General features: G+C 67.1%; 7 protein-coding genes and 1 rRNA gene. 6 read left to right on the forward strand and 2 right to left on the reverse strand.

Annotated elements, in window-relative coordinates; translation table 11 throughout:
- Window positions 1-93: 93 nt before the first annotated feature.
- Window positions 94-2550 carry an NAD-dependent DNA ligase LigA gene (gene ligA, locus HW274_RS04065; RefSeq protein ID WP_185989262.1) on the forward strand — a complete coding sequence of 819 codons (2457 nt, stop codon included), beginning with the start codon at window positions 94-96 and terminating at the stop codon, window positions 2548-2550.
- An 86-nt stretch (window positions 2551-2636) separates the two neighbouring features.
- Here ligA and HW274_RS04070 read toward each other — a convergent pair whose 3' ends face one another.
- A complete protein-coding gene (locus tag HW274_RS04070; protein ID WP_185989263.1) occupies window positions 2637-4466 on the reverse strand; it encodes a L,D-transpeptidase in 1830 nt (609 codons plus the stop codon).
- Window positions 4467-4873: 407 nt separating this feature from the next.
- On the opposite strand from HW274_RS04070, the gene gatC reads away from it, so the two are divergent.
- From gatC to HW274_RS04090, 4 genes are all read left to right on the forward strand, one after another.
- Window positions 4874-5179: an Asp-tRNA(Asn)/Glu-tRNA(Gln) amidotransferase subunit GatC gene (gene gatC, locus HW274_RS04075; protein WP_003789737.1), complete on the forward strand. Its 306-nt coding sequence runs from the start codon at window positions 4874-4876 to the stop codon at window positions 5177-5179.
- Window positions 5176-6717, forward strand: coding sequence for an Asp-tRNA(Asn)/Glu-tRNA(Gln) amidotransferase subunit GatA (gene gatA, locus HW274_RS04080; RefSeq protein ID WP_185989264.1), 1542 nt, complete (start codon window positions 5176-5178; stop codon window positions 6715-6717). Before gatC ends, gatA begins: the two co-directional genes overlap by 4 nt.
- Window positions 6714-8210: an Asp-tRNA(Asn)/Glu-tRNA(Gln) amidotransferase subunit GatB gene (gene gatB, locus HW274_RS04085; RefSeq protein ID WP_075254099.1), complete on the forward strand. Its 1497-nt coding sequence runs from the start codon at window positions 6714-6716 to the stop codon at window positions 8208-8210. Before gatA ends, gatB begins: the two co-directional genes overlap by 4 nt.
- A gap of 327 nt (window positions 8211-8537) precedes the next feature.
- Window positions 8538-9926: an NADP-dependent malic enzyme gene (locus HW274_RS04090; RefSeq protein ID WP_185989265.1), complete on the forward strand. Its 1389-nt coding sequence runs from the start codon at window positions 8538-8540 to the stop codon at window positions 9924-9926.
- A 120-nt stretch (window positions 9927-10046) separates the two neighbouring features.
- On the opposite strand, the gene HW274_RS04095 is transcribed toward HW274_RS04090, so the two are convergent.
- Window positions 10047-10604, reverse strand: a complete 558-nt coding sequence (locus tag HW274_RS04095) for a DoxX family protein (protein WP_075254097.1) — start codon at window positions 10602-10604, stop codon at window positions 10047-10049.
- A 652-nt stretch (window positions 10605-11256) separates the two neighbouring features.
- On the opposite strand from HW274_RS04095, the gene HW274_RS04100 reads away from it, so the two are divergent.
- Window positions 11257-12808, forward strand: a 16S ribosomal RNA gene (locus HW274_RS04100).
- The last annotated feature ends 420 nt before the right edge of the window (window positions 12809-13228 follow it).

Consider the following 13228-nt stretch of genomic DNA (forward strand, 5'->3'; position numbering starts at 1 on the left):
TGGGTGTGGACAACCTCGCCGTTCGGGGATGCTCCCGGTCACTGTGGACACGGGCGGATCCCGGTGTGAACCCGGTTGGGGGAAGATGGCCCCATGACTGACACCGACGCGCCCCGCGGATCCGCTCCCGCCCCGGCCCCCTCCTCGGCACGCCCCGATCAGCGCGGCTCCGAGGATCTGAGCGCCATCCCTGCTGCCGCCCGGGAGCGCTGGAGCGAGCTGGTGCGTGACATCGAGGCCGCCCGCGATGCCTACTACAACGCGATCGATGCCGAGAGCCCTCTGTCCGACGCCGACTACGACACCCTCTACCGGGAGCTGGAGGGACTGGAGGCGGCTCACCCTCTTCTAGCCCGAGCCGGGTCACCGACCCGCTCCGTGGGCGGGCGCGCCGTCACCGACTTCGCCCCCGCCCCGCACCATGAGCGCATGTACTCCCTTCAGGACGTCTTCTCCCTCGACGAGGTCCAGGAATGGGCCGAGCGCATGGTCTCCGAGACCGGGGTCGGTGACGACGAGCTCGCCATGACCGCCGAGGTCAAGATCGACGGCCTGGCCGTGGCCCTGACCTACGAGGACGGCATCCTCACCCGGGCCGCGACCCGCGGCGACGGCACCACCGGTGAGGACGTCACCGGCAACGTGCGCACCATCGCCTCGGTCCCCCTGGTCCTGGCCGGTGACGCCCACCCCTCCCTGCTCGAGGTGCGCGGCGAGGTCTACTTCCCCACCCAGGACTTCGAGGCCTTCAACGAGGAGCGCCGCACCCTCAACCTGCAGCGGCAGGCCGACGGCGCCCCCCTCCTGCAGGTCTTCGCCAACCCCCGCAACGCGGCCGCCGGCTCGCTGCGCCAGAAGAACCCCGCCGTCACCGCCTCCCGGCCCCTGGCGATGATCGCCCACGGGGTCGGCGCGATCACCCCCGCACCGGGGGAGAGGCTCCCCACCCGGCAGCACGAGTGGTACGAGATGCTGGCCGGCTGGGGGCTGCCGGTGTCCCCCTACAACGCCGTGGTGAGGGGACGCGCCGAGCGCGAGGCCTACATCGAGCGCTACGCCACCCACCGCCACGACCTCATCCACGAGATCGACGGCATCGTCTTCAAGCTCGACGACCACTCCCTCCAGCGCCGTCTGGGCCACACCTCCCGAGTGCCTCGCTGGGCCACCGCCTACAAGTACCCGCCCGAGGAGGTACGCACCCGGCTGCTGGACATCGCCGTCCAGGTCGGACGCACCGGCCGCGTCACGCCCTTCGGCATGATGGAGCCGGTCCTCGTCGCCGGCTCGACGGTGGCCCGCGCCACTCTCCACAACGCCACCGAGGTGGCCCGCAAGGGCGTGCGCATCGGGGACATGGTCATCGTGCGCAAGGCCGGCGACGTCATCCCTGAGATCCTGGGGCCGGTCGCCGACCTGCGTGACGGCAGCGAGCGAGACTTCGTCATGCCGACGCACTGCCCCTCCTGCGGCACTGAGCTGGCGCCGGCCAAGGATGGCGACGTCGACCTGCGCTGCCCCAACACCCGGTCCTGCCCCGCCCAGCTCACCGAGCGGATCGCTCATATCGGCTCTCGGGGCGCCCTGGATGTCGAAGGGCTGGGAGACGAGGCCGCCGGCGCCCTGACCCGACCCGATGCCGGACGCCGCGAGGCCCTGACGGCGCTCGCGGCAGGGCGGAGCCTGGAGACCGAAGGCGGACGGCTCAGCCTCCCGTCCGGCGAACTCGACTCCCTCCACGTCTCCCAGCGGGTGGAGGCCGTCGAGGAGCTCCTGAGGCAGGCGGGGATCACAGAGCAGATGCCGGTGCTCACCGGCGAGGCCACTCTGTTCGACCTGACCGAGGACGACCTGCGCGAGGTCTTCGTCTGGCGTCCCGTCTCCCGTCGGGGCGTGCCCACCGGGGACTGGCGTCTGAGCCGGTTCTTCTGGACCAAGCAGACTTACGACGCCGACGGTCGGGTCAAGAAGGCGACAGCGCCGGGGAAGAACGCCACCGCCATGCTCTCCCAGCTCCGCCAGGCTCGCAGCCGCCCGCTGTGGCGCATCCTGGTGGCCCTGTCCGTGCGCCACGTCGGTCCGACCGCAGCCCGGGCACTGGCGGCGCGCTTCAGGTCCCTGGAGGCCCTGTGCCAGGCCGATGTCGCCGAGCTGGCCGAGGTCGACGGCGTCGGCCCCACCATCGCCGAGTCCTGGGCCAGGTGGCGTGAGGTCGACTGGCACCGTGAAATCCTCAGCCGCTGGGAGGCCGCCGGGGTCCGTACCCGGGAGGAGGACTCGGAGGAGCAGGAGGAGCCCGCGCGCACCCTGGAGGGCCTGACCGTCGTCGTCACCGGCTCCCTGGAGGGATTCACCCGGGACAGCGCCAAGGAGGCCATCGTCTCGCGCGGCGGCAAGGCCTCGGGCAGCGTTTCGAAGAAGACGAGCTTCGTCGTCGTGGGGGACAAAGCGGGTTCCAAGGAGACCAAGGCCCGCGAGCTGGGGCTGACGATCCTTGACGAGGAGGGCTTCGTGGCGCTCCTGGAGGGCGGACCTCGGGCGGTCTCCTGAGGACGCACGAACGGGGCGGGGCACCTCCTGACAGGAGGCGCCCCGCCCCGTTCGCGAGTCGGCCGATACTGGCGCTGATACCGGGCTCAGTAGTGGCTCTGGACCACCGTGTTCGTGTCGACCCAGTTGTAGATCCACTGCGCCTCGGGGACCGGCATGTTGACGCAGCCGTGGGAGCCGGAGTACCCGAAGCTGGAGCGCCAACCCGCGCCGTGGAAGGCGTAGCCCTCGTAGAAGTAGCTCACCCACGGGACGTTCTCCGCAACGTACTCATCGCCATTGGGCTCCAGACCACGCATGGTCTGGGACTCGTACTGCAGGTAGACCTTGTAGGTACCGGTGACTGTCGGCGTCGCGGCTCCACCATCGACGATGGAGACCGGGCCGTGCACGACGGTCGCCCCCTCGTAGGCGGTCACCGTCTTGTTCGACAGGTTGAGGTCGACCCACTTCTCACCCGGGGCGGCCTGGTAGGGCAGCTTCTCCGCACCATTGGCGATGGTGCGCTCCTTCCACTCCGCCTTGACCGTCGTCGCCTCGAAGGAGCCGGAGTAGGCCTTGTTGCTGCCCAGGGACTGCGTGATCGCAGTGGTCACCGCGTCGGCGTTGTTGACGGTCTTGCCGTCCTTGGCCTCAGTCGGGGTGGAGACCACCTGGCCACTGGCATTGACGTTGCGCTCGCCGGTGACGGGCTCGGAGCTGGCCTCCTCAGCCTTGGCCTTGACCCACTGGGAGACCTTTGAGGAGTCCACGGCGATGGTCGGGGCGGACTCGGTCGAGTTGGTGATCTTGATCCACGAGGCCTTGTCCGTGTTCTCCGCCGTGTAGGAGTCTTCGCCCATGGTGATGGTGACGTCCTGGGATACCCAGCCGTTGGCCTTGTCAGCGACCTTCTGGGCGTCGGAGTCGGAGACCTTCGGGGCGGCGTCCGTGATCGTCAGGGAGATCGACGAGGAGTCCAGGGACGTGGCGGCCTTCTGCGCGGCCTGGGCCAGGGTGTTGGCGTCCAGGGAGGATCCCTTGGCCGAGCTCGTGGTGGTGAAGGTGGTGCCGTCCTCGCCCAGGACCACGGTGGCGTTGCGTGCCTTGGCGCGGTCCTCGGGGATCAGGGAGGTGGCGTAGCTGCTCACCTTGGTCTTGTCGGTGGTGGAGACCACCGGGACCTCGCTCTTGCCCTGGGAGACCAGGGCGCGGAGCTTCTCGCCGAGCGTGTCGCCCCGGGCCATGACGGCGTCAGCGGTGGCCTGGGCGTCCACGGTGGTCCCCAGGTCCGTCAGGGAGGCGCTGGCGGTGACGTCTCCGGAGATGTCGACCTTGGTGCTCTTGGCGCGCTCCTCGATGGCGGCCACCACCTCCTGCCGGCTCTTGCCGGAGACGTCGGTGCCGGCCACAGTGGTCCCCGGGACAGCCCGGCCGTCGTAGTGCGCGGCGTAGGCGTAGCCTCCGGCACCGGCGACACCCAGCAGGAGGAGCGCTGCGGCCGCGACCCCCAGGGGCCAACGGCGACGCCGCCGCGGCTCGTTCGGGGACGGCTCCGCAGCGGTGGGCGTCAGCGCCGGGAAGGCGTTCGTCCCCGGGACAGCTGCAGCGGGATCACCGGTGCTTACAGTGCCCTCGGTTCCTGACGCGACCTCGAGCATCGGCTGATCGCCGGGCTCGCTGCCGGAGCCCGGTTCCGAGGTCGCTGGCGGGGCGATGGCCTCGATCTCCTCAGTACTGCTCTGCTCGGCACTCGTACCGCTTGAGGTGGTATTGGCGGAATGGGCCTGCGGTGCCGTGGCTCTCGCAGCCGCCTGGAAGACGGACTGACGACGCACGCCTTCGGGCTGCCCGTAGGGCGTGCTAAGCACAGTGGTCTCGCTCTGTGAGGCTTCTCCCTGGTGTTGCGTACCAGTGGGGGAAGTGTTGCTGCTCATGCATCCTCGTCCCTCGGCCACGGGTCCCGTGTGGGGAGGGGGTGGCCGAATTCAGTGGTCCATCCGACCTCCTGTGGTCCAAGGTGGTGGATGGAGGTCTGACCCAAGGGCTGTTCCTGGTCCGACCTGCGCCGACGCGGCAGCGCCGTCGCCGGCGGGGCGGTCCTCACCCTGGTGATTACCATGACATCTGTGAAACGAGACGATGTCAATCATCCTTGCGGAGGAGGCTCTGTGAGATCGCACGAATTCGGTATCGGTTCAGTTTCGTAGGAACCCGCAGGGCTTGGCGCCCATGCACCACCGGTGGGCAGAGGGGCGCCTATGCGGGCCGGGCCTGCCGGTCGAGCCTGCGATGTCGACGCGGTGGGGCCGCAGCTCGGCTCGACCCGGCTAGACTCCACACCATGTCTGCAATTTCCACTGATGAGGTCGCACGGGTTGCGGCGCTGGCTCGGGTCGCCCTGAGCGATGAGGAGGTGTCGCGCCTGGCCGGAGAGCTGGACGCGGTTGCCTCCTCCTTCGCCCGGGTCACGAGCGTGGTCACGCCCGACCTGCCGGCGACCTCCCACCCCGTGCCCCTGACCAACGTGCTGCGTGAGGACGTTCCGGCCCCCACGCTCGACGTCGACGAGCTCCTGGCCGGCGCGCCGGCCAGCGAGGACTCCATGTTCCTCGTTCCGCAGATCCTGGGGGAGGACTCCGCCTCATGAGCGCTCACAGCACCAACGCCCTGGCCGACCTCATCAGGAGCAGCGCCGCCGAGCAGGCCGCGGCCCTGTCGGCGGGGGAGGTCTCCTCACGCGAGCTCACCCAGGCCCACCTTGACCGTATCGCCGCCGTCGACGGCGCCGTCGGGGCCTTCCTCAACGTCGATGCCGAGTGCGCCCTGAGTCAGGCCGACGCCGCTGACGCCGCCCGCAAGGAGGGTCAGGCGACCAGCGAGCTGACCGGTGTGCCGGTGGCCGTCAAGGACCTCATCGTCACCCGTGGCCAGGTCACGACCGCCGCCTCACGGATCCTCGAGGGCTGGGTGCCGCCCTATGACGCCACCCTCGTGCGCAACCTGCGCGCCGCCCGCACCCCGATCCTGGGCAAGACCAATCTCGACGAGTTCGCCATGGGCGGCTCCACCGAGCACTCGGCCTTCGGCCGCACCGCCAACCCCTGGGACCTGGGCCGCATCCCGGGAGGATCCTCGGGTGGCTCGGCCGCGGCCGTGGGCGCCTACGAGGCCCCTGTGGCCGTGGGCACCGACACCGGGGGCTCGATCCGCCAGCCCGCGGCCGTCACCGGCACGGTCGGTGTCAAGCCGACCTACGGCACGGTCTCGCGCTTCGGCGTCATCGCCATGGCCTCCTCCCTCGACACGCCGGGCCCCATGGCCCGCACGGTGCTGGACACCGCTCTGCTGCACGACGTCATCGCCTCTCACGACCCGCTGGACTCGACCTCGCTGCCGGACGCCCCGCGCGACATGGCCGCCGTGGTCCGGGCCGCCCAGGAGGGGAGGGATCTGACCGGACTGCGAGTCGGCGTCATCTCCGAGCTCGACGGCGGAGAGGGCTACCACGACGGCGTCGTGGCCTCCTTCCACGCCGCCCTGGAGCTGCTCGAGGCGGCCGGCGCGCAGGTGGAGACCGTCTCCCTGCCGCACCTGGAGTACGCGCTGGACGCCTACTACCTCATCATGCCCGCCGAGGCCTCCTCCAACCTGGCCCGCTACGACGGGATGCGCTACGGCCTGCGGGTCGAGCCGACGTCGGGACCCGTCACTGCCGAGACCGTCATGGCGGCCACCCGCGGGGCGGGCTTCGGCGACGAGGTCAAGCGCCGCATCATCCTGGGCACCCACGTGCTGTCGGCCGGCTACTACGACGCCTACTACGGCTCGGCCCAGAAGGTACGCACTCTCGTGCAGCGCGACTTCGCCGCCGCCTGGGACAAGGCGGACATCCTCGTCTCGCCCACCGCTCCGGTGACGGCCTACCGTTTCGGGGAGAAGGACGACCCGCTGGCGATGTACAAGCTGGACGTGACCACGATCCCGGCCAACCTCGCGGGGGTCCCCGGCATGAGCCTGCCCTCGGGCCTGAGCGATGACGGGCTTCCGGTGGGCTTCCAGATCCTGGCGCCGCAGAGGGCCGATGACCGCCTGTACCGCGTGGGTGCCGTCCTGGAGGCCGCGCTGGAGGAGACATGGGGGGCGCCGCTGCTGTCGCGTGCGCCCGAGCTGGAGGAGACACGATGAGTGACACGCTGATGGACTTCGACGAGGCTGTTCGTCGCTACGACCCGGTCCTGGGACTCGAGGTGCACGTCGAGCTGGGGACCGCCACCAAGATGTTCGACGCCGCCCCCAACGTCTTCGGTGCTCAGCCCAACACGATGGTGACCCCCACGTCGGTGGGACTGCCCGGTGCGCTGCCGGTGGTCAACGCCCGCGGCGTGGAGTACGCCATCCGCATCGGCCTGGCGCTGGGATGCGAGATCGCGCAGTCCTGCCGCTTCGCCCGGAAGAACTACTTCTACCCGGATCTGGCCAAGGACTTCCAGACCTCCCAGTCCGATGAGCCCATCGCCTACGACGGCGCCCTGGAGATCGAGATGGAGGACGGCTCCTTCTTCACCATCCCGATCGAGCGGGCCCACATGGAGGAGGACGCCGGCAAGAACACCCACATCGGGGGTGCCGACGGCCGTATCGAGGGCGCCAGCCACTCCCTGGTGGACTACAACCGCGCCGGCGTGCCGCTGGTGGAGATCGTCACCCGACCCATCGAGGGCACCGGCGCCAGGGCGCCTCAGGTCGCCGCCGCCTACGTGCGCACCCTGCGCGACATCTTCCGGGCCCTGGGCGTCTCCGAGGCGCGTATGGAGCGCGGCAACGTGCGCGCGGACGTCAACGTCTCCCTGCGCGAGTCGCCCGACGCGCCGCTGGGCACCCGCACCGAGACCAAGAACGTCAACACCTTCCGTGGGATCGAGCAGGTCGTCCGCTACGAGATTCAGCGTCAGGCCGCCATCCTGGCCGCCGGGGGAGAAGTGCTTCAGGAGACCCGTCACGGCCAGGCCGACGGCACCACCCGCGCCGGTCGCGTCAAGTCCGACGCCGACGACTATCGCTACTTCCCCGAGCCGGACCTGGTTCCGGTGGCGCCCAGCCGCGAATGGGTCGAGGAGATCCGTGCGGGGCTGCCCGAGATGCCCGCGGCCAAGCGTCGTCGCCTCAAGGCCGAGTGGGGCCTGAGCGATACCGAGATGCGCGACGTCGTCAACGCCGGGGCGCTCGAGCTCATCGAGGCCACCGCGGCAGCGGGGATCACCGGCCAGGCCGCCCGCAAGTGGTGGATGGGTGAGCTCTCCCGCACAGCCAAGGAGCAGGAGACGGCCCTGGAGGACATGGCCGTCACGCCTGAGCAGATCGCCGAGCTGCAAGGGCTGGTGGACTCCGGTCGCCTGACCGACAAGCTCGCCCGCCAGGTTCTCGAAGGGGTCCTGGCCGGCGAAGGTGATCCTGAGGCCGTGGCCGCCGCTCGCGGGCTCGAGGTCGTCTCCGACGACTCCGCGCTGCTGGTCGCCGTGGACGAGGCCCTGGCCGCCAACCCGGACGTGGCGGACAAGATCCGCGGCGGTAAGGTCCAGGCGGCCGGCGCCATCGTCGGAGCCGTCATGAAGGCGACCCGCGGCCAGGCCGATGCCAAGCGCGTGCGTGAGCTCGTCATGGAGCGCGTGCAGGGCTGAGGCGGGTCTCACCACTCGTCTCCTGAAGCCTCCCTCCGTACAGCTGCCCTCTTGCGTCGAGGCCGGCTCGGAGTACTCCGGCCCGTCACCGCTGCATCCAGCCAGTGGTGTCGGGCCGGACTGTCCGTTGTCGGCGGTTTCCCTCAGCTTCTCCGGTGGCTCGCGTCGGTGATGGAGAGGTTGCGCGCAGGGTGAGATTGCTTGCGGAAGCCACTCGGAATCTCAGCATCCGGTCCTAATAGGACCGTCATCCGAGTGGCTGGCGGTCGGTGGGAGATAGGCTCGGAGTACTGACGTCAAGTCCCGCCCATCCCACGAGGAGTGCCCATGGTTCAGCCCAGTCCCAGTTACACCGTCGCCCTGTACCTCGAGGTGCCCGCCTCCCAGAAGGCGGTGGCCCGCCTGGTCGACACTGCCACTGCGACTGGTGCCATCGTCACCGGCGTCGACGTGGCCGATTCCGACGGCGACAGGCTCACTGTCAATCTCACGGCCGACACCCGGGACTCCAAGCACCGCAACGAGCTGGTTGCCAAGTTGGAGGAGATTGACGGCGTCGTCGTCCGCAACGTCGGCGACTCGACCTTCCTGACTCACGTCGGAGGCAAGATCGAGATCGCTAGCAAGTACCCGATTCACAACCGTCGTGACCTGGCCCGCGTCTACACCCCCGGAGTGGCCCGCGTCTGCAAGGCCATCTACGACCACCCCGAGCGCGCCCGGATGCTCACCATCAAGAAGAACACCGTCGCCGTCGTCACCGACGGGACCGCGGTCTTGGGGATGGGGGACATCGGCCCGTCCGCCGCCATGCCCGTCATGGAGGGTAAGGCCGTTCTGTTCAAGCAGTTCGGCAACGTGGATGCCTGGCCGGTGGCCCTGGACACGAAGGACCCCGAGGAGATCATCTCCATCGTCAAGGCCATCGCCCCGGCCTACGGCGGCATCAACCTGGAGGACATCGCCGCCCCCAAGTGCTTCGACATCGAGGCCCGCCTGCGCGAGGAGCTCGACATCCCGGTCTTCCACGATGACCAGCACGGTACCGCCATCGTGACCCTGGCGGCCCTCATCAACGCTCTGAAGATCGTGGGTAAGAAGATCGAGGACGTGCGCATCGTCCTGTCCGGTGTCGGTGCGGCCGGCAGCGCCATCGCCAAGCTGCTCATGGCGCACGGCGCCACAGACATCGTCGGCTACGGGCGCACCGGGGCCCTGTCCGCGGCGGACACCGAGGGTATGAACGAGCACCGCAAGTGGCTGGCTGAGAACACCAACCGGCGTCAGGTGACCGGCTCCCTCAAGGAGGGGCTCAAGGGGGCCGACGTTTTCATCGGCGTCTCGTCGGGCAACCTGCTCGAGCCCGAGGACCTGGAGGTCATGAACGACGGCGCCATCGTCTTCGCCATGGCCAACCCGATCCCGGAGGTCGACCCGATCCGTGCTGCCGACTACGCCGCCGTGGTGGCGACCGGACGCTCGGACTTCCCCAACCAGATCAACAATGTGCTGGCCTTCCCCGGGCTCTTCCGCGGCCTGCTGGACACTGGCATCACCGACATCTCCACCGAGCTGCTGCGGGCCGCGTCCACCGGCATCGCCTCGGTGATCGCCGACGACGAGATCAGCCCGGTGTACATCATCCCCGGCGCCTTCGATACCCGGGTCGCCGACGCTGTGGCCAAGGCGGTCCGCAAGTTCGCCGAGGCGGAGTGAGACGCGTAGGTTCCATGTGACATGGCCAGGGGCGTGAAACACCTTCGGGTGTTTCACGCCCCTGGCGGTACTCAGGACGCGGCCTGAGCTCGCTCGTCGGTCACGACGACGTCGGAGACATCAGCGCAGCCAGGAGTCGCCGACCAAACGAGACCACCAGGTGCCCAGCCCCAGGGTGTCGCCGGCCCGAGTCAGGGCGAAGAGGATGGCGGACAGGGTCAGAACCCAGTGGAGATCGACCAGGGGGTTGGTCGCCGCGTTCTCGGTACCTCCGGTTCCGATGGGCCACAGGGCCAGATACAACGGCACCATGAGTGCTGAGGCCGCGAAGGCGCTCACCTTGAGTCCGATGCCCAGAGTCAGGGCGACGCCGACTCCGAGCATCCCGGCCATGAACAGCCAGTCGCTCACCGGGTTGGCCAGCAGCTCGAAGGCGCTCCCGAAGGGGCTGTGGACCGCCACGCCCTTGATGAAGCCCTGGGCGGGCTGACCTCCGTTGATCCAGGCCATCTGACGAGGGGTAGAGAATCCGAGGCCGAAAGTCTTGTCCAGGAAGGTCCACAGGAAGATGAAGCCGACGACGATCCGCAGGACGGCCAGCACGATGCGAGCTGACGGGCTGGTCACGATCTCGGATCCGGAACGAGGGCGCTTGGCGCCGCGGGTGGAAGCAGGCACGGGAGGTGCTCCTTGATGGTCGCTGGGGTCCGATGCCGGACACCAGTAGTTGAATGGTAAACTGACTGGCCGATTGTAGGCATATGAAGTGCTTGGTGGATACTGACGAACGACGGGGTGTCGCCAACACGTATCGATGCGTTCGTTGAAACGGTTGGAATGACAAGGGAAAGTCGATGTGTCCTGGATCATGGGAGATCGGTTTGACGTCCGTGGGGTGGACCTGCCTAAAGTACAGCCCGCTGCCGAACGGCCCGGGCCTTGCTCGGAAGCTTCCGGCGGCAAGCTCACTACAACAGAACGGCGATCGGTGTGACCGGGAACAATGCTTCTGAGGTTGACGTCGAACCAGCAAATGTTCTAGAGTAGCGGAGTTGCTCGCCAGAGCGAAGTCAAGTCGGAAGGCTTGATCGAGTTCCGGCTGGGTGTGTTGTTTGAGAACTCGATAGTGTGTCATGTTTTTTATGCCATGGCCCTGGGGCTGCGCATGATTTTGTTTGTGTGTGGTTTTTTGGGGTCTTGTTTTGTTTTGGTTTGCCTGGCTCTTTTTTTTGGGGTTGGGTTGGGCCTGGTCTGGTTTTCTGGACTGTTGTACTGACTGTGGGTTCTGGCTGGCTGTTTGTGGTTGGTTGGGGCTTGTTTTTGTTGGTTTTGTTTGGAGAGTTTGATCCTGGCTCAGGACGAACGCTGGCGGCGTGCTTAACACATGCAAGTCGAACGGTGAAGGGATCAGCTTGCTGGTTCTGGATGAGTGGCGAACGGGTGAGTAACACGTGAGTAACCTGCCCCCTTCTTCTGGATAACCGCATGAAAGTGTGGCTAATACGGGATATTCTGGGTCTGTCGCATGATGGGCCCGGGAAAGATGCGCCTTTGGGTGTTTTTGGTGGGGGATGGGCTCGCGGCCTATCAGCTTGTTGGTGGGGTGATGGCCTACCAAGGCGGTGACGGGTAGCCGGCCTGAGAGGGTGGACGGTCACACTGGGACTGAGACACGGCCCAGACTCCTACGGGAGGCAGCAGTGGGGAATATTGCACAATGGGCGCAAGCCTGATGCAGCGACGCCGCGTGAGGGATGGAGGCCTTCGGGTTGTAAACCTCTTTCGCCAGTGAAGCAGGCCTGCTCCTTGTGGGTGGGTTGACGGTAGCTGGATAAGAAGCGCCGGCTAACTACGTGCCAGCAGCCGCGGTAATACGTAGGGCGCGAGCGTTGTCCGGAATTATTGGGCGTAAAGAGCTCGTAGGCGGCTGGTCGCGTCTGTCGTGAAATCCTCTGGCTTAACTGGGGGCTTGCGGTGGGTACGGGCCGGCTTGAGTGCGGTAGGGGAGACTGGAACTCCTGGTGTAGCGGTGGAATGCGCAGATATCAGGAAGAACACCGGTGGCGAAGGCGGGTCTCTGGGCCGTTACTGACGCTGAGGAGCGAAAGCGTGGGGAGCGAACAGGATTAGATACCCTGGTAGTCCACGCCGTAAACGTTGGGCACTAGGTGTGGGGGGCCTTTTCCGGGTCTTCCGCGCCGTAGCTAACGCATTAAGTGCCCCGCCTGGGGAGTACGGCCGCAAGGCTAAAACTCAAAGGAATTGACGGGGGCCCGCACAAGCGGCGGAGCATGCGGATTAATTCGATGCAACGCGAAGAACCTTACCAAGGCTTGACATGTGCCGGTCGGCTCCGGAGACGGGGCTTCCTCCTTGTGGGGCCGGTTCACAGGTGGTGCATGGTTGTCGTCAGCTCGTGTCGTGAGATGTTGGGTTAAGTCCCGCAACGAGCGCAACCCTTGTCCCGTGTTGCCAGCACGTTGTGGTGGGGACTCGCGGGAGACTGCCGGGGTCAACTCGGAGGAAGGTGGGGATGACGTCAAATCATCATGCCCCTTATGTCTTGGGCTTCACGCATGCTACAATGGCCGGTACAGAGGGCTGCGATACCGTGAGGTGGAGCGAATCCCTTAAAGCCGGTCTCAGTTCGGATCGGTGTCTGCAACTCGACACCGTGAAGTTGGAGTCGCTAGTAATCGCAGATCAGCAACGCTGCGGTGAATACGTTCTCGGGCCTTGTACACACCGCCCGTCACGTCATGAAAGTCGGCAACACCCGAAGCCCGTGGCCCTACGGGGAGCGGTCGAAGGTGGGGCTGGTGATTGGGACGAAGTCGTAACAAGGTAGCCGTACCGGAAGGTGCGGCTGGATCACCTCCTTTCTAAGGATTGATGTTGTGTGGGGGTGGCTTCCTGGTCGTTGTTGTCTGGGCCGTTGTATGGGTCTGGGCCGGCCGGGGGCTGCTCCTCGCGGAAGGCCGGGCGGCTGGTGCTCTGGTTTCCTGCCTGTGTGGTGGGGGCTGGGGTGGTTGGTTGTCTGGTTCTTGGTGTAGGAAACACGCCCGTCGTGCTTCTGCTTCCTGCTTGTGTGGGGAGTTGGGGTGTGGTGGGTGCCCCTGCGTGTGTGGGGGTGGCATGCTGTCGGGGTTCTGGGGCAGTGCGCCCTGGTTGCCTGGCCTGTCTGGGGCTCCTGGTTGTTGGGGGTTTTGGGTGGGTGTGGGTGGGTTGGTTGTGAACTGTATAGTGGACGCGAGCATCTTACTGTAAGATTTCTGCGACAAATGTTTTTGTTTTGTTCGTGT

Source organism: Actinomyces sp. oral taxon 169, assembly GCF_013394715.1.
Classification (GTDB): domain Bacteria; phylum Actinomycetota; class Actinomycetes; order Actinomycetales; family Actinomycetaceae; genus Actinomyces.

What these genes read in the sequence shown, in the direction of transcription:
- ligA (WP_185989262.1), top strand. Translation starts at nt 94, where the DNA reads ATGACTGACACCGACGCGCCCCGCGGATCCGCTCCCGCCCCGGCCCCC.
- HW274_RS04070 (WP_185989263.1), bottom strand. Translation starts at nt 4,466, where the DNA reads ATGAGCAGCAACACTTCCCCCACTGGTACGCAACACCAGGGAGAAGCC.
- gatC (WP_003789737.1), top strand. Translation starts at nt 4,874, where the DNA reads ATGTCTGCAATTTCCACTGATGAGGTCGCACGGGTTGCGGCGCTGGCT.
- gatA (WP_185989264.1), top strand. Translation starts at nt 5,176, where the DNA reads ATGAGCGCTCACAGCACCAACGCCCTGGCCGACCTCATCAGGAGCAGC.
- gatB (WP_075254099.1), top strand. Translation starts at nt 6,714, where the DNA reads ATGAGTGACACGCTGATGGACTTCGACGAGGCTGTTCGTCGCTACGAC.
- HW274_RS04090 (WP_185989265.1), top strand. Translation starts at nt 8,538, where the DNA reads ATGGTTCAGCCCAGTCCCAGTTACACCGTCGCCCTGTACCTCGAGGTG.